Source organism: Echinicola sp. 20G (assembly GCF_015533855.1).
GTDB lineage: Bacteria > Bacteroidota > Bacteroidia > Cytophagales > Cyclobacteriaceae > Echinicola.
Genome location: NZ_AP024154.1, coordinates 5,588,200 through 5,612,712, shown reverse-complemented (window position 1 = coordinate 5,612,712; position 24,513 = coordinate 5,588,200). Strand labels below are relative to the sequence as shown.

The following is a 24,513-nucleotide window of genomic DNA, read 5'->3' as shown; positions in this document are numbered from 1 at the left end:
TTCCTAATTATACATTTAACATTCATCATTCCTAATTAATAAGGTATGTCCATAAATATCAAATCTTTTTACTTAACAATAATTCTATTACTATCTGCGATTTCGCTCCAGGCCCAATCCCTCTCCGATATCCGAAATGTGAAGGTGGATGAACTGTCTGATAAACAGATCAAGACGCTGGTTTTGAAAGCAGAAGAACAAGGTATCTCCAAATCTCAAATTCCGGCCTTGGCCCAAGAGCGAGGCATGTCGGCCATGGAAGCCAGTAAATTGGCCACGCGGATCAATCAGTTAAGTTCGGCTACCCCTGAAGTGGATCAGGAATCAGATATAGACACAGGGGTTCAACGAGAAGTCTATGCGCCAGTTAGCGGAGGAATGAATGTGGAAGATAGTGCAGGATTGGATGAAACAGAAAAGAAAATCTTCGGATATGGTTTGTTCCATAATAAAAAGCTTAATTTTTCTCCAAGTTTAAATATCCCTACGCCCCAGTCCTATGTGATTGGTACTGGGGATCAATTGTTGATTGATGTGTATGGAAATTCCCAACAGTCTTATGATTTAACAGTGAATCCAGAGGGAAGAATTTATATCCCTAATGTAGGCCCTATTCAAGTGGGAGGCGCCAGCATTGCAGCGACTACGGCCCGCATCAAGGAACAATTGAGCAGAATTTATGCTGATCTAAATAGTAGTAACCCCAATACCTTTATACAAATTCGACTGGGGAATATCCGTTCCATCCAAGTATCCATGGCGGGTGAACTAAGCAATCCAGGTACCTATACCTTACCCTCTTTTGCTTCCGTATTCAATGCCCTGTACGCGGCAGGAGGTCCCAATAAGGAAGGCTCTTTTAGGAGTATAAAAGTATTCCGCGATTCTCGTCAAGTAGCCGAAGTGGATGTCTATGAATTTTTAGTCAAAGGCAACCAGCAGCAAAATATCCGTTTGCAGGACAATGATATGATCATAGTGCCTGCGGTACAAACCCGTGCGGAAGTACAAGGCCCCGTAAGGAGACCAGGTCTTTTTGAAATATTGCCCCAAGAAGATATCCAAGATTTGATCCGCTATGCGGGTGGATTTAAGAGTGAAGCGTATACCCAACGCATTGGTGTGAGAAGATTATCCGATGATGCCCGTAAGGTGGCTGATGTATCCCAAGAACAGTTCGAAAGCTTTAAGGTACAGGACGGGGATGTGTTTTTGGTGGGGGAAAAGCTCAATCGTTTTGAAAACAGAGTGCAGGTTTCTGGTGCTGTTTATCACCCAGGGGAGTTTGCCTTGTATGATGGGATGACCGTAAAGGACCTGATCCAGAAAGCAGACGGATTAAGGGGAGAAGCATTCTTAAATCGAGCTACTTTATACCGCACTCAAGAAGATATGACTTTGGAAATCGTGCCCGTAGATGTGCAGGGGGTAGTTAATGGAACGGTTACCGATATCCCACTACAAAGGGAAGATGTCTTGCATATCCCCAGCAAATATGATTTAAAGGAAGAATTCTATGTCAAAATTTCCGGGGAAATAAACCGTCCTGGGGCTTTTGCCTTTGCAGAGAATATGACGGTAGAGGATTTGGTGCTCAAAGCAGGAGGTTTTAAGGAATCCGCTTCTGATGCCTATATAGAAGTAGCCAGAAGGGTAAAAGATCGTACAGATGGCCAGATAGCAGAGATTTTTACACTTGATATTGATCAGAACCTGGAAATCAATGGCGAAGACAAGGAAGTTGTTTTGCAACCCTTTGACCATGTCATCATTCGAAGAAGCCCTGGCTTCCAGAGAGAGCAAATGGTAAGGATAGAGGGTGAAGTGAATTATCCAGGGCAATACACCATTGCTACGGCTACTGAGAGGATTTCTGATCTCCTAAAAAGAGCAGGAGGATTGAATCAATTTGCCTATGCCAAAGGCGCTACTTTGATTCGCAGAACAGAGTTTTATACACCTAAAAGTGATAATGAAGTCAAGTCCCAAGAGTTAAGGGAAGTGAAGAACAACCTGATCAAGGAGGATGGTAAAAACACAGAAGCAGAGAATAATATCCTATCTAGAATCGATGAAAAAATTGGTGAGAAGGGAGGAGATTTGGCCAACCAAAAAGGCTTGGCTTCTGGAGAATTTAAAATCAATCGGGTCAAGGATGTGGCAGCCTCAGATAGTTCTAGGGTAGCAGAAGTTGAATTTAGAACCCAGGAACTGATAGGAATTGACCTGGATTATATCATGGAGCATCCCGAGTCGGATCAAGACCTGATTTTAATGGAGGGAGATGTATTGAGTATTCCTAAAGAATTGCAAACCGTTCGTATGAGAGGTGAAGTTCTTTTCCCAACTTCAGCTCGCTATGAAAATGGGAAGGGCTTCAAAAATTATATTTCCCGTGCAGGAGGATTCACCGATCAAGCACGTAAAGGAAAAGCTTATGTTGTCTATGCCAATGGAGATGTGCAGCGTACCAAGAAGTTTTTATTTTTCAAAAATTATCCTGGCATTGAGCCTGGCGCAGAGATTATTATTCCCCAAAAACCAGAGCGTCAACCCATGTCCGCTACCAATTGGATAGGATTAGCCTCCAGCTTAGCGACTTTGGGTATACTGATCGATCGGTTAGCGCAGTAATCTGCTTAATTGTTTAGGCCACATTGTGGCTGGCTTAACTGTTTAACTGAATGGTACCGTGTAGCTACACGTAGTCTATCAATTAACCAGTTAACCAATTAAACATTTACTCCTGGATAATCAGTTAACCAAACAAACACTCAAACATGTCCTATCATATCTATTCTTTTGAAAAATTGGAGGTATACCAATTAGCAAGGAAATTTAGGGTAGAAATAAGGGAGATTGTTAAAGGTTTTCCAAGGGAAGAGCAATTTGAGTTAACTAGTCAATTAAAGAGAGCCACTGATAGTATTGCCACTAACTTAGCAGAGGGATCTGGTAGATCTTCTAATTTGGATCAAGCGCACTTTACTAATATTGCTTGTTCAAGTGCATTGGAAACCATAGACCATTTGACTACAGCTTTGGATTTGGATTTTATTTCAGAAGAGATTTATGTCTCTAAAAGGTTGAAGTTAGATGAAATCATCAATAAGTTGAATGCACTTTATAGGTTTCAGTTAAATAATAAGAATACACTTAAAAAGAGATTTTAATTTAGTTTAACTGGTTATGTAGCGTTTTCGCCTTTGGCTCCAACGTCTACTTGTTTAACTGAGCGGTATCGTTCAGCTAAACATAAATCCATCAGTTAACCAATTAAGTAGTTTGCCCGCGGGGGCGGGCCAAGAGAATAAGCAGTTAACCCAAAAAACAACCACTACTAAGGCCTTCAATTCCTGAATATACATTATGAATACTACACCAAATACAGCTCCGAATACAGACGACGAAATCGACCTGCTTGCCCTAGCAAAAACTGTTTGGAACCAACGTAAATTGGTTCTCCGTATCGTGGGACTTTTTGTAACCCTAGGCTTTTTGGTGGCAATTTTTTCTCCTAAGGAATTTACTGCAAGTGGAACTTACCTGCCTCAGACTTCCAACGGGGGTAAGCCTGGGGGGAGTTTAGGTGGTATAGCTTCGTTGGCCGGTATCAACTTAGGAACAGTCAATGGGGGCTCAGAAATTCCTCCAACTTTATACCCAAAAATTGTAAGCAGTATTCCTTTTAAAAAGAAAATGTTAAACGCTCCTCTAAAGTTTTTGGAAATTGATGAAGAAGTTACTTATAGAAAGTATTATGAGGAATATCATTCTCCAGGAGTTTTAGGTTATGTAAAAAAATATACTGTAGGTTTACCTGGTTTGTTAATTAAGGCATTAAAAGGAGAAGTGGAGGAGAAACAAGCTGAGTATAATGAGGGGGGAGTTATGATTGTTTCTCTAGAAGAAATGGAGCATTTTAGAAGGCTGGGTAGTCAACTTGTGGTATCATTTAATGAAAAAGAGGGTTTTGTACAATTATCAGTTACTATGCCTGAAGCAAAGGCTTCTGCTCAAATGGCTAAATATGCAGAGGTCTTATTACACCAAGAGGTTATCGATTTCAAAGTAAAAAATGCTCAAGAGCAACTGAAGTTTACAGAAGCAAGTTTTAAAAATAAGAAGAAGGAGTTTGAGTCGATACAAAATCGATTGGCTAGATACAGAGACCGAAATCAGAACATTTCCAGCTCTGTGGCCTTAAATCAATTAGAAAAGTTAGAATCCGAATATAATCTGGCCTTTTCGGTTTATACAGAAATGGCTAAACAACTTGAGCAAGCCAAATTACAAGTCAGTAAGGATACTCCAGTTTTTTCAGTGATAGACCCCATTACTATTCCGGCAGAAAAGTCTGCTCCAAAAAGACCTTTGATTTTGTTTATTTTTATTGTTATTGGGCTTATGATTGCTTTAGGAGTTGTGTTCGGAAGAGAGTATTTGGATGGTGTTAGAGAGGAGTGGAATAAATAACAAGGCTTTATTGATTTTCTACAATTATTTCCTTGCTACCCCTTAGCACCCGGAAGGGGGAGTCCTATGTACGGATTGAATATCAATTTTAATTGTCTCTCATTATTATAAAAATAACTGTTCATTACATTAATAAGATCCAATAAATAATAACTTAATGAAGAAAGAAACAAAGGTATATATTGCAGGACATCGTGGGATGGTGGGATCAGCCGTTTGGCGGGCCTTGGAAGCGAAGGGTTATACCAATTTGATGGGTAAGTCCAGTAAAGAGTTGGACTTACGGAATCAAAATGCAGTTAATGATTTTTATGCTTCAGAACAGCCAGATGTTGTAATTGATGCGGCGGCTAGGGTAGGTGGTATCTTAGCCAATAATACCTATCCCTATCAGTTTTTGATGGAGAATTTGCAGATCCAAAATAATTTGATTGATGGAGCCCACCAGGCAGGGATTGAAAAGTTTATATTTTTGGGATCATCCTGCATCTATCCCAAAATGGCCCCTCAGCCACTAAAGGAAGAATACCTTTTGACCTCTTCCCTAGAACCTACCAATGAGTGGTATGCGATTGCTAAGATAACCGGAGTGAAAGCCTGCGAAGCCATTCGCAAGCAATATGATAAGGATTATGTATCCTTGATGCCAACCAATCTCTATGGTCCATATGATAATTTTGACCTAAAAACCTCTCATGTGTTGCCAGCCATGATCCGTAAGTTCCATGAAGCCAAGCAGAGGGGCAATGCGCCTGTAGAGCTATGGGGGTCAGGAACGCCTATGCGAGAATTCTTACATGTGGAAGACATGGCAGATTCGGTAGTCTTTGCTTTGGAGAATGAGTTTCAGGATAATTTGTATAATGTGGGTACCGGAGTGGATTTGACCATCAAAGAGCTGGCCGAACTAATCCAAAAAACTGTCGGCCATCAGGGAGAGATTGTTTGGGACAGTACAAAACCCGATGGTACACCAAGGAAATTGATGGATGTGTCCAAGATGGCGGATGCCGGTTGGAAAGCAAAAATCAACTTAGCTGATGGGATTAAGGATACCTATCAATGGTTCTTGGAGAATATTGATTCCTTCAAGCAAGTCAAAATTTGAGTAGAACAGTAAAAGTTCCACAGAGTAACTCAGTGTATAACACAGTGTAACACTGTGAAATTATGAATGTAAACGATATTACAGGAAAGATTTTATCATCAGCATATAAAGTCCACACCGCTTTAGGCCCGGGACTATTAGAATCCTCTTATCAGGCTTGCCTAAAATATGAGTTGGCAAAAGAAGGCTTATTGGTAGAATTAGAGAAAGCTCTTCCTTTAGTCTATGAAGAGGTTAAACTAGATTGTGGGTATAGAATTGATATGCTTGTGGAGAATCAGGTTATAGTTGAACTAAAGACCGTCGAACAATTTACTGATGTTCATTTGGCTCAGGTATTAACTTATTTGAAACTTTCAAATAAAAAGATAGGCTTGCTGTTAAGTTTTAACACCAAGAGTTTTAAAAATGGAATTAAAAGAGTAGTGCTTTAACTCTCAAGAACACTATGTTACGCTGTGCTTAACTCAGTGTTACTCTGAGCAACAATAATTGACGAATATAAATGGAAAAGAATCAAAAAGTCGCCCTAATTACGGGTATTACAGGACAGGATGGGGCCTATTTGGCGGAATTACTTTTAGGAAAAGGCTATAAGGTACATGGGATCAAAAGAAGGGCCTCTTTGTTCAATACCGATCGTATCGACCATTTGTATGAAGATCCTCACGTCAAGAACCCTCAATTAGTGCTACATTATGGGGACTTGACAGATTCAATGAATTTGACCAGAATTATTCAGGAAACCCAACCCGATGAGATTTATAATCTCGGGGCCATGTCGCATGTCAAGGTATCCTTTGATTCCCCTGAATATGTGGCCAATGTGGATGGAATGGGAACTTTAAGGATCTTGGAAGCAGTAAGGATTTTAGGCCTAGAACAGAAAACCAGAATTTATCAAGCCTCTACCTCTGAACTGTATGGGGGGATGGAAGAAAATAAAAATGCGCAAGGGGTGTATGATGAAAAATCTCCTTTTTATCCCCGATCACCCTATGGCGTCGCGAAAATATATGGTTTTTGGATCACAAAAAATTACCGAGAGGCGTATAATATGTTTGCCTGTAATGGGATATTGTTTAACCATGAATCTCCGAGAAGAGGAGAGACGTTTGTAACAAGAAAAATCACAAGAGCCGTTTCTAAAATTGCTTTAGGGCTTCAAAAAGAGCTCTTTATGGGTAACCTGGATGCCAAGCGTGATTGGGGACATGCGAAAGATTATGTGCGGGCCATGTGGTTGATCCTTCAGCAAGAGCAGCCAGAGGATTTCGTTATTGCTACTGGGGTTACTACTAAAGTACGTGAGTTTATTAGGATGGCTTTCGCCCATATTGGCTTTAATCTGAGGTTTGAAGGTGAAGGAGTAGATGAAGTAGGGATTTTGGACAGCATTGATGAAAAGCAATTTGAACTTGCCACTGGTAGTGATTTATCCAGTTCATCAGTAAAACAATTAATCAATCAGACTATAGTAAAGATTGATCCAAGGTATTTTAGACCTACAGAAGTAGATTTATTGATTGGAGATCCTACCAAATCCAAAACCCAATTGGGATGGGAACCAGAATATGACTTAAGGGGTTTGGTGAAAGATATGATGATCTCTGATATTAAATTGTTCCAAAGGGATATCCATTTATTGGATGGGGGGCATAAAGTTTTAAATCAAGCTGAATAGAGCCTTATGCCTAAGATATTTCTTAAAAATAATAGATCATTTGAATGTGGCGAGCATGAAACTATTTTTGAAGGAGCAAAAAGTGCTGGAATAGTTTTAGAACATAGCTGCTTAAATGGTAGATGCTCAAGTTGCAAAGTTCAGGTGATGAAGGGGAGTTCAGAGCCCTTAATGGAAGAATTGCCACTGAAAGATGAGGATAAGAATAATAATTTTATTCTTTCCTGTATTCGCAAGCCGATTTCAGATATGGAAATTAATGCGGAAGATTTAGGGAAATATAATATTCCTGCTGTAAAGACTCTTCCTACAAAAATACAATCCATTGAAAAATTAAATGATACGGTTATAAAAGTGGTATTGCGTTTCCCTCCAAATCAGGCCATTGAATATTTACCTGGTCAGTATGTAGATATTATCAGAGGAGGAGTAAAAAGAAGCTACTCCATAGCCAATGCACCAAAAGGGGATAGAACCTTAACCTTTTTTATTAAAAACTATGAAGGAGGGGAAATGAGTCGGTATTGGTTTGATGAGGCTAAGGTAAATGATCTTTTGAGGGTACAAGGACCTAAAGGGACTTTTTTCCTAAGGGAATTAGATAATAGTAAAAATATAGTGTTTCTCGCTACAGGAACGGGTATTGCCCCTGTGATGGCCATTCTAGAATCTATTAAGAATCAAAAAGAAGGACTTTCAATACCTGAAGTTTTTGTTTTTTGGGGAGGAAGGTTCAAAGCCGATCATTTTTGTTCTTTAGAAGAACTGAACCTATCCATTAACTATATACCTGTGCTATCTCGCGAAAAATTACCGGGGATTGAAACAGGCTATATCCAACAAGTTTTGTTGCGAAAAAATATTGATCTTAAGAATAGTGTTTTTTATGCCTGCGGCTCAGATAATATGATCCATGAGTCGAAGGATTTACTGATGGCTAAAGGCATTAATGAGCATAATTTTTATTCGGACGCATTTGTAATCTCAAATTAAATAAATTCATGAAAGCAGTAATTTTGGCAGGTGGCCTAGGCACCCGATTAAGTGAGGAAACATCCACCAAACCTAAGCCTATGGTCGAAGTAGGAGGTAAACCTATTCTATGGCACATTATGAAAATCTATTCCTATTATGGCATCAATGAATTTATTATTTGTTGTGGCTATAAAGGATATGTGATAAAGGAATACTTTGCTAATTATTTTTTGCACCAATCTGATGTTACTTTTGATATGAAACATAATGAAATGAAGGTACATGAGAAAAGGGCTGAACCGTGGAAAGTGACTTTAGTAGATACCGGAGATGCGACCATGACCGGAGGAAGATTGAGAAGGGTGTATGATTATATCAAAGACGATGAAGCTTTTTGCTTTACTTATGGAGATGGGGTAGCGGATGTGGATATTAAGGAATTGATTGCTTTTCATCAATCGCATGGAAAAGATGCTACCTTGACCGCCACTTATCCTCCGGGAAGGTTCGGTGCCTTGGATATCCAAGACCGACAAATTAAAAGTTTCAAAGAAAAGCCCAAAGGAGATGGTGCCATGATCAATGGAGGTTTCTTTGTATTATCCCCTAAAGTAGTTACTAGAATAGATGGAGATGCATCTATTTGGGAGCAGTCTCCTTTGATGACTTTGGCTGAGGATGATCAATTGATGGCTTATCCGCATGAAGGGTTTTGGCAACCCATGGATACCCTCAGGGATAAGATGAAATTGGAGGAATTATGGGAATCAGGTAAAGCTCCTTGGAAGCTATGGAAATGACAGGTAAGGTAACAGCAAGTTTTTGGAAAGGTAAGAAAGTATTTCTTACCGGACACACTGGCTTTAAGGGAAGTTGGCTTTCATTATGGTTACAAAGTTTGGGGGCTGATGTAAAAGGCTATTCATTAGCTGCACCTACCAATCCAGCACTTTTTAATGAGGCAAAAGTGGCCGGAGGTATGCAGTCTGAAGATGGAGATATAAGAGACTTGGAAAGATTAAAAGCAAGTATGAGAGCTTTTAATCCAGATGTGCTCATCCATATGGCGGCACAACCCTTGGTGAGACTTTCCTATAAGGAACCTATAGATACCTATATGACCAATGTGATCGGGACAGCAAATGTATTGGAAGCGGCACGGCATTGTAGCCACTTGAAAGCAATAGTTTCTGTTACAACTGATAAGTGCTATGAAAATAGGGAATGGCATTGGGGCTATCGGGAAAATGAAGCTATGGGAGGCCATGACCCCTATAGTAGTAGTAAAGGCTGTGCGGAACTGGTGACTTCAGCTTATAAAAGATCATTTTTTCATGATCAGGGTAGTGCAGCCATCGCTTCGGCTAGAGCAGGGAATGTGATAGGAGGGGGAGATTGGGCGGAAGATAGGTTGGTTCCTGATATTCTTAAAGCTTTTGAAAAGAAAGAGGAAGTTATTGTTAGGAACCCAATTGCCACACGCCCTTGGCAGCATGTTCTGGAACCATTGTCAGGCTACTTGGTATTAGCAGAAGCCTTGTATCATCATGGATCAAAATATGCTGAAGGTTGGAATTTTGGTCCCCAAGATCAGGATTGTAAAACTGTGGAATGGATCCTAAATACTATGGTAGATTTGTGGGGAGAAGGTGCTTCTTGGAAATTGGATGAGCAAGCAAATCCCCATGAAGCGCAATTGCTAAAATTAGATTGTTCCAAAGCTGCTTATGAACTTAAATGGACTCCTAATTGGCATGTAGGGGATACCTTGGAGAGAATTATAAACTGGCATCAATCCTGGTTAGAAGGAGCTGATGTTCAAGCACTATGTTTAGAAGAAATAAAATCATATCAAAATAATTAAAATGGAAGCGGTTAGAAGTTTAGAGACAATTCGTAAGGATATTCAAAAATTGGTTAGTGAATATGCTTCTGTGGCTTATACAGAGAAAGAGTTTGTACCCGGTGAAACGGTAATCCCACCATCAGGAAAAGTTATCGGTGAGGGTGAACTGAGCAATATGGTTGAGGCTTCTTTGGATGGTTGGTTGACCACGGGTAGGTTTAATAAAGCGTTCGAAAAAAGGCTAGCTGATTTTTTAGGAGTGAAACATTGCCTTACTGTAAATTCTGGATCCTCTGCAAATTTGGTAGCGTTTAGTACATTGACTTCTCCTAAATTAGGTGATAGAGCCATCAAAAGAGGAGATGAAGTTATTGGGGTTGCAGCGGGTTTTCCCACTACAGTCAACCCAATCGTGCAATTTGGAGCGGTGCCTGTTTTTGTGGATGTAGACTTAAGCACTCATAATATCAATGCGGATTTGGTCGAAGCAGCCATTACGCCCAAAACCAAGGCCATTATGCTTGCACATACCCTGGGAAATCCATTTAACCTCGGTAAAATCAAGGAAATCTGTGCTAAGCATAATTTGTGGCTGGTGGAAGACTGCTGTGATGCCTTGGGAGCAACCTATGATGATCAGTTGGTTGGTACCTTTGGAGATATTGCTACTTTGAGTTTTTATCCTGCCCACCATATCACCATGGGAGAAGGAGGAGCAGTATTTACCAATAATGATGAGTTAAAGCTTATTGCTGAATCATTTAGAGATTGGGGTAGAGATTGTTATTGTGCCCCTGGCTGTGATAATACCTGTGGTTGTCGCTTTGAGCAGAAGCACGGGGATCTTCCTTATGGTTATGATCATAAATATGTCTATTCCCATGCAGGTTATAATTTAAAAATTTCAGATATGCAGGCTGCCTGTGCTTTAGCGCAGATGGATCGATTGGAGGAGTTTATTCAAAAAAGAAGGGATAATTATACTTATTTATACAATAGACTGCAATCGCTTACTGATTTTGTGCAATTACCTGAGCCTACTTCCAATAGTAATCCTTCTTGGTTCGGTTTTCCAATCACCTTAAAAGAAGGGGCAGGAGTCAATCGAGTAGATTTGTTGAGGTTTTTGGACCAATATAAAATTGGCACTAGATTATTATTTGCTGGTAATTTAATTAGGCAACCTTATTTCCATGGGGTAGAACATAGGGTCGTAGGAGAGCTGATCAATACAGATAAGACCATGAATGACACTTTTTGGATTGGTGTCTATCCTGCGTTAGGAGAAGAGCATTTTGAGTTTATTGCAGAGAAATTGGAAGAATTCTTTGGATTGAACTTTTAATTTTAAAAGGGATGAAGAAAATTTTAATTACTGGGCTAAATGGTTTCTTAGGAAGCCATTTAGCTTCAGTTTTATCCGATTCAAATTACGATGTAATTGGTCTGGTTAGGCGCTCGAGTGATCTAAATAGAGTGGGAAAAGAAAGATATAGACTATATTTTTCGGATGAAAAATATAGTCTTGATCAATTGTTTGATGAAAATGAAATTTTTGCAGTAATTCATACGGCTACAATATATCGAGCTAAAGAGACTGTAAATGAGTTGATAGATACCAACTTAAAACTGCCAGTACAGTTAATGGAGTATGTCGAAAAATATAAAGTTAAATTATTTATTAATACGGATACTTTCTTTAACAATGAATCCTCTAATTATAATTATTTGGGAAATTATACGCTTTCCAAAAAACACTGTATTGAATGGTTAAGAGATATACAAGAATCTTGTACCCTTGTCAATATGAAATTACACCATATATATGGTCCATATGATTCAGATACAAAGTTCGTAACTAACATCACGAAAAAAATATCTGAAGGTGTAGAGTCAATTAGCCTTACCGATTGTACTCAGAAGAGAGACTTTATTTATATTTCAGACGTCTGTAAGGCTTATGAGAAAGTTATTGATAATTTTTCAAGGTTAAAAAAGTATTCGGAATTTGAGGTGGGAACTGGAGTAAGCACTTCAGTGTATGATTTTATCACGAAAATTAAAGAGCTTTCAAATAGTTCTTCTGTTTTAAGGTTTGGGGATCTTCCTCAAAGAGAAGGGGAACCCATGTTTAATCAAGCTGATGTTTCAGCGTTGGAGCATTTGGGTTGGTTTCCAGAATATAGTTTAGATGAGGGGATCAATGAATTGTTGAAATCCTTTTAGGTTTTTTTGCTTTAAATTTTATGAATCAGCAAAATAGATATTATTCATTTTTTATTAATAAGTTAGGAGTTAATCAAGAAATACTTTGGAGTGGGTATAATCAACTTTGGGCAATCCTTAAAGGACCAATTTCTATTTTTTTTATTATAAAGTATTTATTACCAAATCAGCAAGGGCTATGGTTTACTTTCATAAATTTAGGAGCACTTAAGATTTTTGCTGAATTGGGATTTACAATGATAATTACCCAATTCGTAAGTCATGAATTTGCAAATATTAATGATTTCGATAAAAAGCTTGGAACAAATGATAGTGGGCTATCTAAATTAGTCAGCTTGATTAGATTTTCTTTAAAATTTTATTTAAAAATTGTTCCTATTGCAATTCTAATCATGATAGTTGTTGGTTATTTCTATTTCCGAAATGAGTCAAAGGATGTGTTTTTTGCTTGGATATTTAGCTCAATTGTAGGAGGAAGCTCATTATTAATTTCAGTATTTCAAGGTATTTATAAAGGGATAGGTAAAGTTAAAGAGGTTCAAAAAAATCTTTTCTTAGGCTCTATAGCAATGGGGGTTGGAAATTGGGTTTTACTTATTTTTAAATTCAATATTTGGGCATTGGTGTTTGGTAATTTAGCGGGTATTCTTATTATGGGAATAAATTTGTATGCAAGAGATACCAAGTTCTGGAGCACTGTTTTAAACTATAATTTGACTAAAAAGTACAATTGGTTTTCTGAAATAATAGGGCTGCAGTGGCGGTATGCAATTTCTTGGGCAAGTGGTTATTTTATCTTTAATTTGATAGTACCTGTATTGTATAAGTTTGAAAGTGCTGAAGTTGCTGGTAAATATGGCTTATCAATGCGAGTAATTAGTGCTTTTATAGGGATTTCTCAAGCATGGATAACGACAAAAATACCTCAGTTTAATTTTTTAGTCGCTCAAGATAAGTTTAGAGAATTAAATAGCTTTTTTAAAAAAAGCTTAATACAAAGTTTCATGATTCAGATACTTTTTTCTTTATTCATTGTTTTAGGCTTATATGTTTTAAGTTTCTGGTCTGAAATTGGTTATAGATTCCTATCATTAAAATATATTGTTGTTTTATTGTTAATTCAAATTCCTATGCAAATCGTTAATTGTTTTGCAATATATTTACGAGCATTTAAAAAGGAACCATTTGTAATTTATTCCTTAGTTAATGCTTTTTCTATGTTAATAGCGTCATTTCTTATTCTTCCCGAATTTGGTTTTAATGGGATGTTGATTTTTCTCCTACTTGTCTATTGGCTAGGTTTGCTTCCTTATGCAACGTTTATTTTTACTAGCAAGAAAGCTGAATTTGTTAATTTAAATATTAGAGGATGACAAAATTACTTACCATAGTAATCCCTACTTACAATAGGGTGGAGCATCTCATTAAGAATATTCCTTTTTTATTGGATCAATTGAATGATGAATGCAAATTATTAATATTAGATAATGCTTCCGATGACTATGATGTTGCTGATAAATTAAAGCCTATTTTAGAAAAACATAATAGTGTTGATATCAATGTGCTTCGTAATGATTATAATGTTGGGCTTTTTGGAAATATTGTGAAGTGCTTTGAGAAATGTGAGACAGAGTGGTTGTTTATTATGGGGGATGATGACAGAATAGCAAATGATGGAATTAATATTATTTTAAGTGATATCAAAAATAATCCAGACTGTGTCAATATTTCTTACAAATGGGAACCGGAGAAGGAATGGTCAGGTAAAAGACCACTTTTTGGCAAAGGGATAAATGCATATTTAAATTCAATTGAAGGAATTCACCATGTAATGTTCTTATCAGGAAATATCTATAATACCAGAAAGCTTAATTCATATATCCATACAGGCTATAATTATTGTTTTTCCTCAGCCCCACACTTGGCTATTTTGATTAAATACTTAGAGGAAAATCTTAATTGCCAGTTCCTACTTTCTGAAAAAATGATAGTGGATAATTTTAATTCAGAGGTAGAAGAGAAAAAAAAATGGGATAAGACATCATTTTTTAAAAGTATACAATTTTTAATAGATGTTCCAGATAAGGAAATTAATAGAAAAGAAATTTTTAAAATTCACAAAGAAAGATATCCAATATTAAAATATTTGAAGTATTACGTCAATGCTGGAATAAAAAGTAAAAATGATGCTAGCTATAGGCATAATTTTAAAATCTCCTGTTTTTTTTATAATGTCTATGGGTCTAATTGGGACAAGTTTTTTTTAAAGGTCTGCTTAATCACGATTACTCCGATTGTTTTTATTTTAAAGATTTTTAAATAGTAAGAGTATAAGCAATGATACCAGTGAACATAAATCTTTTTTCAAATGGTTGAAAACCTGTTTACCTGTCAGTTGAATCTGAAACCTTAAGGCACAGTAACTGATGCCATTTCAAAACGATTGTCTGGATCTGGATAGGTGTTAACATATATTTTTGCATCAGGGGATACAAGAACTATGATAAAGAAGGGTGCAGATTTTTGTTTTAACAATAGTGTAAAGTTGAAAATTGTATAATTTCAAATAATACAACTTTGGAAAAGAAAAAAGTAATTTTAATAACCAGAAGGTATCCATACGGTACTGCTGAGGCTTTTTTAGAGTCGGAAATCCAATACTTATCTAGAGAATTTGATGAAATCGTAGTATTTCCGTCTGAGAAATTTGGAGAAATAAGGAAAGTTCCAGAAAATGTTTTGGTAAATACAACATTTTCTTCTGCGTTTAAAAATATGAAGGAAAGATTTTTTGTTTCTTTCTATTCCAAATCCTTATGGAAATCGATTTGGAAATACCGAAAAGAAATCAAAAAGCTATCCGATATTATACTGGTTTACAGGTACATGTCAGGGTTTTTGTTGACAAAGAAATATTTTTCTTTAATGCCCGAATTGCTAAATGGTAATATTGTTTATACTTATTGGTTTAACGCACTTACTCATGCCTTAGTATCTTTGAAAGATAAGGATGACTTCACTTTTTCGATTGTATCTCGTGTCCATCGCTACGATTTGTATGAGGGTTTGGATTCTACTCAGAAATTTTGGCCATATAGAAAAGAAGTTTTATTGAATATTGATAGACTTTATAGTATCTCGGATGACGGAAAATTTTATTTGGAAAAAAAATATCAAGTCCTTAATAAGATTGTTGTTTCGAAATTGGGAGTTTTTGATAATTTCAGGATTTCAACAGGGTCAGTTGATAATTGTGTTTCTATTATTTCGGTATCCAGGATCGAACCTCTTAAAAGGGTAGATTTAATTTTTAGGTTGATTTATGTTTTCTCCTTAGAAAAACCAGATATGAATGTTCGTTGGACTCATTTTGGTGATGGAAGTGAAATGACTTTTTTAAAATCCAATATCGATAGTATGGATAAACTACAAAATCTAGAAATAAACTTGATGGGGAGTGTTAAAAATGAAGAGGTGTATAGATATTATACAGAGAATAAAATTGATGTTTTTATCAATTTAAGTTCTTCAGAGGGCATTCCTGTATCTATAATGGAAGCGCAAAGCTATGGTATTCCTGTTTTAGCGACGAATGTTGGAGGAAGTGGTGAAATAGTTACTCATGAAGTTGGTTGTTTGGTTGATGTTGATGATGAAATCAATAAGCTAAAAGAAAAATTAACTGTTTTAATAGACAGAAAACTAGATAGAGAAGAGATCAAGAAAGTGTGGGCATCAAGGTATGATGCTGATAAGAATTATAAGGACTTCGTATTAAGTCTTAAAACTTTATAAGGTTGTATGAAAAAAAACGAGAATAAAATCCTTTATATAGTTGCTACGCAATATGATAATTTGGGTGATTTATTAATTAATAAGTGTTTTTTAATGATGCTATGTAAATATGGGAAAGTTTATGTAGACACTAAAAATGTACCAAATTATTTTAAGACATTTTTACTTAAAGGTCTAGCTAATGTTTCAGAATTAAATAAGGAATACAAAACCAGTGTTAAGGGTATAGGAATGTTTACCATACCATTTAATAAAAGCCTCAAATTTACGCATGTTTTTAAGAGTCCAGGTCCTTTTGGAGCAAGTGTATCTAATAAAGAAAAAGTAAAGAGTTTTATGTTCTACTGGGTATATTATCTTTTTAGTAAAAAAGGAGGTAAAGGATATTTTGTGGGAAATGATTATATAATTAACAGCAAATTTGATTTAGATTTATTAAAAAAATATAATTCTTTATTGGAAGGTATATATGTCAGAAGTGAAAGTAATTTAAAAGAGATTACTTCTTATGGTTTTGACAGGGTCGAATATATTCCAGATATGTGTTTTGCATTAAATAGCACAAGACAAAACAATAGTACCCGGAATAAGATATCTGTTTCGTTTCGTGATTTAGAAAATGATGAATGGGACGGGAAACTTAGGGAAAATATTCATTGCATGCTGCAGTTTTTTTCGAAGCAAAACAAAGAGATCGAGTTTTTCTTTCAAGTTGATAGAGATAGAAGTTATAATAAAAGGCTTTTTGATTTATTTAAAGCTGAATTTCCTTCAATTAAATTTAGAAATGAAGTAATTAATTGGGACACTATTAACTACTATGAAAATGTGGAATATACAATAAGTAACCGATTGCATGTGTTATTACTTGGTCAAAATTTTGGTGTAATTCCGATAGCCATTTTAAATAACTCTCCAAAAACCAAAAAAATCAAAAGTATTTATAACTCAATTCAATTGAGTTCATTGATTTACGACAATATTTCAGATCAGGATTTAACTTTTTTAGGAGAAAATCAACAGAATATTTTAGAAAAGATTCAATCTGTAAACAAAAAACAGTATCAACTTATAGAGACAAAATTTGATGGGATATTTTGTTAAAATAGTTTATTGAAGTTATTCAGAGTATGTTTCTTTATATATTATTGGTGGTGTTATTAGTTTTTCTATCCTTAAGTAGAAAAACTAATATAGCCCCTGTTTTTATATTACTTTTTTTAATATCCATATTAAGAGATGTTTCAGTCGGTATTGACTATGAGTCGCATAAGGAGGCTTTTGATATTGGATTTTCATGGAAGTTTTTACCAATCCTAATGTTGAAATATGAGATTGGATGGATTCTGCTAAATATCCTAGTTGAAGGCGTATACAATAATTTTTTAATAGTTATAATATTCACAAGTTTAATTACACTCTCAGGAGTTTTTTATGTTATTAAGAAGGAGTGCATTTCGCCTATTATGGGAGTTTCGTTATATGTATTGCTATATTATTACTTTATTCCATTTAGTCTGATAAGGCAGGGAGCAGCTGTATCCATGGTTTTTTTAGCCTCATATTTTTACTTTAATGGTTTTAAAAGGAAATTTTGGTGGTCGTTCGTTTTAGCAATAATGTTTCATTACTCCAGTATCTTAATTTTACCGTTTATTTATTTAGCGGAGAAAGTGAGGATAAGTAAAAGGATCATGGTGTCATCAATCATTGGTTCATTTGTTCTTGGCTTTATTGGTTTTGGGACTTACTTCAGATATTTAATGACATATTTACCCTTTGATAAATATTCCAATTATGATGAAAGTTATTCGGGGACTGTTATTAATATTTTAAATACCTATTTATTTATGATTCCACAAAATATATTTTTTATAATTATAATATGTGCTGGAAATTATAGAAAAAAAATAGGGTATTTAAATATGCTATATTTAGGCCTTTTATTGAATAATTTGTTCACGGTAATACCTATGGTTTCTAGGTTTGTAATTTACCTTAATATCTTTGAGATTATTCTTTTGTGCAATTTAGTGTACGAAAATCAATTCAAGGAACGTTTTAGAATCCGAATGGGGATAGCTGTTATTTTATACGCTCTTGTATTTTTTTCATATAATTTGGTGACAAATAGAGCCGGTATTGTTCCTTATCAATTTATATTCTAATGAAAAATAGATGCTGCTGTGTTTTTAATTTGGCAGCCCATTATCGAGAGCCCATATATTCATTAATGGGGAGAGAATTGGGATGTCACTTTTATTTTGGTGACAAAATACATACACCAATAAAATTATTAGAAGTTCATACTTTACAAGGGTTCAAAGGAGTGCTTGAAAATAAATATTTTAGGAATTTTTATTGGCAAAAGGGAATAAGGAAAGTGAAACATTTAAAGTATGATCACCTTATTCTAACGGGAGAGCCATATAATATTTCGAATTGGTATTTTCTTTTAGCTCGAAAAATTTTAAAGAAAAAAACCTACTTGTGGTCACATGGATTTTATGGGGATGAAAGCATTCTTAAAATGTCTATAAAAAAGGTGTTTTTTAATTTGTCCAATAAGGTGTTTTTGTATGGAGATTATTCAAAAAAACTTATGGTTGATAGTGGAATAAAGGAAAGTAAGTTAGTTCCCGTTTACAATTCTTTAGATTTTGATAATCATGTTGAAATTAGATCTAAGTTAAAAAAAACTAATGTTTTTTATAACTATTTCAATAATAGTTATCCAGTTATTATTTATGTAGGTCGAATACAAAAAGTCAAAAAGCTAGATTTACTTATTGAAGCAATTAAGAATTTAAAAGAGACAGGTAATGTGTGTAATTTGGTTTTAGTGGGAAAAGCAGTTGATGATAATAGTTTGAAGAATATAGTTGAGAAGAACAAATTAAACGATAATGTATGGTTTTACGGTGCATGCTATGATGAGAAAGTTTTAGGAGAACTGTTTTACAATAGTCATGTTTGTGTTTCCCCTGGTAATATTGGATTAACAGCGATACATAGTTTGACTTATGGAACTCCAGTGGTAACACATAATAATTTTATGAATCAAATGCCAGAGTTCGAGGCCGTAAAAGATGGATTAAATGGTTCTTTTTTTAAGGAAAATGATGTTTTAGATTTGTCAACAGTTATTAGGAAGTGGCTCACGATTAATGATGAAGAAAGGGAGCGAGTTAGATACGCTTCATATGATATTATTGAAAAAAAATACAACCCCTATAGCCAGATCGAAACTATTCGAAAAGCTTTAGATTTATAACCTACAATATAATATTTTTAAAAAATGTTGAATTAATTATCATCTAATATTTTGATAATTGTATCAATAGAATTAATAAAACAGAAATATTAATGCTGACAATTTGTATTCCTACTTTCAATAGAGCGAGATATTTAAAGCTTCTGTTAACATTCTTCAAGAACGAAGTAAGCCAAAATAGAGAAGTATTAAAATATGTAAGGTTTATAGTTTCAGATAATGCTTCAGAGGATGAAACTCCAGAAGTACTAAAACAAATGAGTGCTGAAAGTGATTTTTTCGAGTACTATAGGAACTTAGAGAATATTGGGTTAATTGGAAATCTTAATTTATTGTTAAGTTTATCAAAAAGTGAATATGTGTGGTTTGTTAGTGATGATGATCAACTACAGGATGGTGTGATTTCTTTTATTCTTCAAACTATAAGAGAAAAGGGAGACTTGGAATTTATATTTCTGAATTATTTTATTAATGGAAAAGTAGGCTGTCATATAGAAAACAATGATAATTTGGATTCAACTCAAGTAGCTTTGAATATATTTAAAGAAAATTACGGAGCTTTAGTATTTATTACATCATGTGTATACAAACGTACTAACCTTTTAGAAATATCAAATGAACCAATGTCTAATTGGCTTTCTGCACCTTTATTCTATTCTTTTTTCTCCTGTACAAAAGGTCAGATATTTTTGTGTAAAGATCCCTGGGTTGTGTTCAACCCAGGTAATGCAAGTTATAAAGGATTTAAAAATATATCTAACTTAAAATTTAATGATTATTTACTTATTTTAGAATATCTTCCTTCAATTGGGTATAATAGTTTACAGGTGAGAGATTCAATTGATGTTTACCTAAAAAAACAATCTCATGCAGTTATATTACACATATTATTTAATAGTAATAATTCGAAAGTAGTACTGAAATACTTTAGGATTAAACATTTGCTTTTAGCTCCAATAAATTCATTTTCATTTTTATTGCGCAAATTTTTTTCTTAATTGTTACCTATGATTTGGATTAGTAAATAAAAGATACCAATTGTCATGCAATGAATGTTAGTATAATTACAGTAACCTTTAATTCTGAAGAAACCCTTCAAGGCACTATAGATAGCGTACAAAGTCAAGATTATCCTAATATAGAGTATATAGTGATTGATGGTAAATCCAAGGATAGAACTGTCGATATTATAAAAGATAATCAAGCGGTGATTTCCAAGTGGATTTCAGAATCAGACAAAGGGCTATACGATGCAATGAACAAGGGCATACAAATGGCCACGGGAGATGTGGTAGGAATTATAAATTCCGATGACTTTTATCATCGCAAGGATGCCATATCAAGTATAGTGAAAGGGTTGAAGGAATCCAATGCAGAATGTGTTTTTGGTGATGTGGACTTTGTTAGACCAAAAAATTTGAACAAAGTCATCAGGCATTATTCTAGTAAAAGGTTTGCTCCCTGGAAATTTAGATTAGGCTATATGCCCGCCCACCCTACTTTTTATACTTATAAAAGAAACTTCGAGAAGTTTGGCTATTATAAGACAGATTATAGAATTGCGGCAGATTTTGAATTGTTGATTCGTTTTTTATTCAAAGAAAAACTGAGCTTTAAGTATATACCTGAAACCATTTTAAGGATGAGGACAGGAGGGACAAGCACTGCCTCAGTAAAAAGTACCCTAATTATCAATAAAGAAAATAAAAGAGCCTTGAAAGAAAACGGTATCTATGGAAACTATTTAATGCTTACTTCCAGATATTTTACTAAAATACTAGAATTTATCAGGTAGATTTAAGAGAGAGGTGTTTTGTCCAGTAAAGTTTTTATTCTTAATGAGGGGTGAAAGGAAAGAAATGAAGGCCATTCAAATTATTTTAATTTTTCTGGTTTGGTGTCTAAATATTCCATCGGGAAATGCACAAACATTACCAGCAGGAATTCCGGTTTTTGAAGAGGCTATCCGCCGCCAGCAATTGTTAGGGGAATTTGAACCCGCCATCAGTTTTAATTTACGTCCGATACATCCTCGTTTTTTTTCTGGTCGTGGTGTTTATAATGATTACAGCCTATTCGAAGTGGACAATACCAATCTATTTGATACAAATGATACCCAGCAAAAGTACATTAGCTATTTACCTCTAATCAATACAATGGCTTTTAATACCGAAAGGCCTTATGGTTGGGGCAATGGTTCTATGATTCCTAATGTGGGTTTGCAAAATAGGATTTCAGGAGGTATAGCAGCAAAATTTCATTTCATTAATTTTCAATTGATGCCTGAGTGGACTTGGGCTCAAAACAAACCTTATGAAGGGTATCATAATGATTTTTCGGAGGGAATAAATAGAGCACGTTATTTTTTTTGGAATTATGGAGATAATCCAGAACGATTTGGAAGTAGTCCTTACTCTAAATTCAGTTTAGGCCAGTCTAAATTGACTCTTAGTTATGGTTCATTTGAAATGGGAGTCTCCACAGAAAATATATGGTGGGGCCCCGGCCAGTTTAATGCCTTGATCTTTTCCAATAATGCTGCTGGTTTCTCCCACTTGACCTTTAATACCACTAAGCCAGCCAAAACCTTTCTAGGTTCATTTGAAGGACAAATTCTTTTGGGAAAATTACAGTCCTCAGGATATGAGCCAAGTCAATGGGAGGAATTGAATGAGGAATATTTTAGGCCATTATCGGAAGATTGGAGGTATTTGAATGGATTCTCCATTTCTTATAACCCAAAATGGGTTCCGGGTTTATTTGTAGGAGTTAACCGTACCTTTCAACAGTACAGCAAAGACAAAGGGGATTCATTCTCCGATTGGTTTCCGATATTTGAAGGTTTCGTCAAAAATAAATTATTTTCTGATGGAAATTCTGCAGATTACGATAACAAAAGACAGGATCAACAAGTATCGTTCTTTGGAAGGTACTCCTTTTCGAAGGCTAAAGCAGAACTGTATTTTGAGTATGGTAGGAGAGACCATGCTTATACAACTCGAGAATTTGTGATGAACCCGGAACATGCCAGGGCCTATTTGTTAGGTTTCCAGAAATTGTTTTCCTTACCATACCCAAATCAATATGTTCAGGTTAGAGCAGAAATCCTGCAACAACAGGAATCTATCAATCGTTGGATGAGATATCCGGGCTTTGGAGGAGGGGCTTCTTGGCAGACTCATAATGCTGTCAGGGGCTTTACTCACTTTGGACAAGCTTTGGGGTCTGGAGCTGGTACGGGTAGCAATGTTCAAACCATAGAGGTGTCTTTGATTGATCGACTCAATAAATATGGGGTAGTATTAGAAAGACTTGCCAATCATCAAGATTTCTATTTTAGAGGTTTAGGTTCTCAGTCAGAAAGACAACCATGGGTGGATCTTTCTTTTGGATTCCTTTTTGATTATCAGTGGGATCGGTTTTTATTAAGTTCCCGTCTCCAGTTTATCAATGGGATGAATTACCAATGGCAATTGGATGACAATAGTACTGAAGAGTTTCCAATGGGAAGGGATAAGTTTAGCGTATTTGCTCAAGCTCATTTGATTTATTTGTTGAAACCCTAAGAATTAGCGAAAAAGTAAAAATTAAAATGCTTATGACCCAATGCGTAAATCCTAAGGTCAAATGAAAATAAGTTATACCAAGCCATCTCATTAAATTGAGGTGGCTTGTTTTATTTTCGTTAAAAATTGGAACTTCCACCGTGAAATCAAGTATTCTAATATTAGATTAATTGATGAGGGCTTAGTTAATTTGAACACTAAACTTAAGTTTAAATGAATTATATCATTTCGGGTTAATGATATTCTTATTATCAGAATGATGCCAGTACACTTAGAAATTTTGTTCTAATGATCAGTACATTAGCTAAAAGTCAGTAGACCGAAATAATCAATACTATAACCAAAACGAACATTTGGATACGCCCATGATCTATTCTGCAAAAGTGGGTATAAATAAATAATATTTATTATGAGAAATTTGGTAAATGTTTTTTTGATAATTTTTCTTCTATTCTTTTGTTTTTCAGGTGCTTTTTGTCAAGTCGGTCTGAAATTTTTGATAAGGCAGGATGAAGGTATTTTAGGACAATCAAAATTTATTGAGGAAAACAATTTAGAAGTTTATGAAATATTTTATCAACAGTTTTTTCTAACTGAAGGAAAGCTGGATACCTTAAAATTGAAAAAGCAAATTGAAATTCAAATACCAAATAAATCAAGTACTGGATTCGCAGTATTGGATTGGGAAGGAGAGGCCATTGCAACTTTTCGGAATCAGACAAGTGATGAAAAGGTTGATTCATATATTGGACAATTTATTTGTGGATTGAAATTGGCAAAAAAATTACGCCCTAAAATTAAGTGGGGATATTATCATATTTTAACGTTATCTTATTGGGGCAGTATTGAAGAGTTTAGGAAACAAAATAAAAAGCTAGAGTCAATTATTGAAATTCAGGATTTTATAGCTCCATCGCTTTATGTATATAATCCTAATTTGGTGAAATATCAGGAAAGCAACTTGAATTATTTAAGGAACAAACTACTTCAATCATTAGAGATGGGAGTAAAATATGATAAACCTGTTTATCCATTTATTTGGCATCGAACACCAATAGCAGCTAATAAAGGAAATGCTTTGGTTCAAAAAAAATATTTTGAAGAAGTTGTTGAATTGATTTCTACAACTAAATATGAAGGAAGAAAATCTGAAGGGATTTTTTGGTGGCATTCTGAGACTTTCTCTTATAGAAATAGAGACAAATACGAAGTGACTGAAAAGGAATACTTAGGAATAGTTGATTACAATTTGTATCAGTATAGTGTTTTTATGGATTATTTTAAAGTTATCGAAAAATTCAGAAAACCTAGATAGAAATCTTTTCTAAATTCATTACAGTTTTACGTTCTAGAATTCTGCACATTCATTCCGCCCACATGGCCAAATGCCGGCCCGGATTTGCATCGGCCACCGCGCCCTACTTCATAGTCCTCATAATAGTATAATGATATTGAGCTGAAAGACTTTTTTCCCACCTTGGGTAGCTCACTTTTATGTGAAAAATGAGCGCGGGTCGCCAGAAATGCGAGCCAGCGGAGGGCTTGCGGGGAGAAGCCTTATTT

At 35.2% G+C, this 24,513-nt stretch carries 21 protein-coding genes; all 21 read left to right on the top strand.

The genetic code is table 11. From position 1 onward, the window contains the following. The first annotated feature begins 45 nt into the window (after positions 1-45). The 21 genes from JL001_RS22420 to JL001_RS22320 all read left to right on the top strand — a co-directional run bounded on the left by JL001_RS22420 (position 46) and on the right by JL001_RS22320 (position 24,265). Entirely contained in the window at positions 46-2,634 is a 2,589-nt protein-coding gene (locus JL001_RS22420; protein ID WP_200980083.1) for an SLBB domain-containing protein, read from the top strand. A 146-nt stretch (positions 2,635-2,780) separates the two neighbouring features. Next, the gene (locus JL001_RS22415; RefSeq protein ID WP_200980080.1) at positions 2,781-3,173 is read left to right on the top strand and encodes a four helix bundle protein; all 393 of its coding nucleotides are present in this window, start codon (positions 2,781-2,783) and stop codon (positions 3,171-3,173) included. 196 nt (positions 3,174-3,369) lie between these two features. Beyond that, positions 3,370-4,476, top strand: coding sequence for a GNVR domain-containing protein (locus JL001_RS22410; protein WP_200980079.1), 1,107 nt, complete (start codon positions 3,370-3,372; stop codon positions 4,474-4,476). 157 nt (positions 4,477-4,633) lie between these two features. After that, entirely contained in the window at positions 4,634-5,584 is a 951-nt protein-coding gene (locus JL001_RS22405) for a GDP-L-fucose synthase (protein WP_200980077.1), read from the top strand. A 62-nt stretch (positions 5,585-5,646) separates the two neighbouring features. Continuing rightward, positions 5,647-6,018, top strand: coding sequence for a GxxExxY protein (locus JL001_RS22400; RefSeq protein WP_200980076.1), 372 nt, complete (start codon positions 5,647-5,649; stop codon positions 6,016-6,018). Between the two features lie 71 nt (positions 6,019-6,089). Beyond that, the gene (gene gmd, locus JL001_RS22395) at positions 6,090-7,268 is read left to right on the top strand and encodes a GDP-mannose 4,6-dehydratase (RefSeq protein ID WP_200980075.1); all 1,179 of its coding nucleotides are present in this window, start codon (positions 6,090-6,092) and stop codon (positions 7,266-7,268) included. 6 nt (positions 7,269-7,274) lie between these two features. Continuing rightward, a complete protein-coding gene (locus JL001_RS22390; RefSeq protein WP_200980074.1) occupies positions 7,275-8,261 on the top strand; it encodes an FAD-binding oxidoreductase in 987 nt (328 codons plus the stop codon). Between the two features lie 8 nt (positions 8,262-8,269). Then, positions 8,270-9,043 (top strand): glucose-1-phosphate cytidylyltransferase, encoded by a 774-nt coding sequence (gene rfbF, locus JL001_RS22385; RefSeq protein WP_200980073.1) that lies wholly within the window; start codon positions 8,270-8,272, stop codon positions 9,041-9,043. Then, positions 9,034-10,107: a CDP-glucose 4,6-dehydratase gene (rfbG, locus tag JL001_RS22380; protein WP_236252946.1), complete on the top strand. Its 1,074-nt coding sequence runs from the start codon at positions 9,034-9,036 to the stop codon at positions 10,105-10,107. The genes rfbF and rfbG overlap by 10 nt, the downstream gene beginning before the upstream one ends. Position 10,108: 1 nt before the next feature. Further along, the gene (gene rfbH / locus JL001_RS22375) at positions 10,109-11,434 is read left to right on the top strand and encodes a lipopolysaccharide biosynthesis protein RfbH (protein WP_200980072.1); all 1,326 of its coding nucleotides are present in this window, start codon (positions 10,109-10,111) and stop codon (positions 11,432-11,434) included. 11 nt (positions 11,435-11,445) lie between these two features. After that, positions 11,446-12,315, top strand: coding sequence for an NAD(P)-dependent oxidoreductase (locus tag JL001_RS22370; protein WP_200980070.1), 870 nt, complete (start codon positions 11,446-11,448; stop codon positions 12,313-12,315). Between the two features lie 20 nt (positions 12,316-12,335). Further along, positions 12,336-13,688: a lipopolysaccharide biosynthesis protein gene (locus tag JL001_RS22365; protein WP_200980069.1), complete on the top strand. Its 1,353-nt coding sequence runs from the start codon at positions 12,336-12,338 to the stop codon at positions 13,686-13,688. Further along, on the top strand, positions 13,685-14,638 hold the full coding sequence (locus tag JL001_RS22360) for a glycosyltransferase family 2 protein (RefSeq protein ID WP_200980068.1): 954 nt from the start codon (positions 13,685-13,687) through the stop codon (positions 14,636-14,638). The genes JL001_RS22365 and JL001_RS22360 overlap by 4 nt, the downstream gene beginning before the upstream one ends. A gap of 254 nt (positions 14,639-14,892) precedes the next feature. Further along, positions 14,893-16,110, top strand: a complete 1,218-nt coding sequence (locus JL001_RS22355) for a glycosyltransferase (protein WP_200980067.1) — start codon at positions 14,893-14,895, stop codon at positions 16,108-16,110. Between the two features lie 6 nt (positions 16,111-16,116). Then, positions 16,117-17,214: a polysaccharide pyruvyl transferase family protein gene (locus tag JL001_RS22350; protein WP_200980066.1), complete on the top strand. Its 1,098-nt coding sequence runs from the start codon at positions 16,117-16,119 to the stop codon at positions 17,212-17,214. A 26-nt stretch (positions 17,215-17,240) separates the two neighbouring features. Further along, complete coding sequence (locus tag JL001_RS23320) at positions 17,241-18,278, top strand: EpsG family protein (RefSeq protein WP_200980065.1); 1,038 nt, start codon at positions 17,241-17,243, stop codon at positions 18,276-18,278. Continuing rightward, positions 18,278-19,384 carry a glycosyltransferase gene (locus JL001_RS22340; protein WP_200980064.1) on the top strand — a complete coding sequence of 369 codons (1,107 nt, stop codon included), beginning with the start codon at positions 18,278-18,280 and terminating at the stop codon, positions 19,382-19,384. The genes JL001_RS23320 and JL001_RS22340 overlap by 1 nt, the downstream gene beginning before the upstream one ends. A 92-nt stretch (positions 19,385-19,476) precedes the next feature. Then, positions 19,477-20,382, top strand: coding sequence for a glycosyltransferase family A protein (locus tag JL001_RS22335; protein WP_200980063.1), 906 nt, complete (start codon positions 19,477-19,479; stop codon positions 20,380-20,382). Positions 20,383-20,432: 50 nt separating this feature from the next. After that, on the top strand, positions 20,433-21,179 hold the full coding sequence (locus JL001_RS22330) for a glycosyltransferase family 2 protein (RefSeq protein WP_200980062.1): 747 nt from the start codon (positions 20,433-20,435) through the stop codon (positions 21,177-21,179). A gap of 43 nt (positions 21,180-21,222) precedes the next feature. Then, positions 21,223-22,950 (top strand): capsule assembly Wzi family protein, encoded by a 1,728-nt coding sequence (locus JL001_RS22325; RefSeq protein ID WP_236252945.1) that lies wholly within the window; start codon positions 21,223-21,225, stop codon positions 22,948-22,950. A 409-nt stretch (positions 22,951-23,359) separates the two neighbouring features. Beyond that, complete coding sequence (locus JL001_RS22320; protein ID WP_200980060.1) at positions 23,360-24,265, top strand: hypothetical protein; 906 nt, start codon at positions 23,360-23,362, stop codon at positions 24,263-24,265. Positions 24,266-24,513 lie beyond the last annotated feature (248 nt).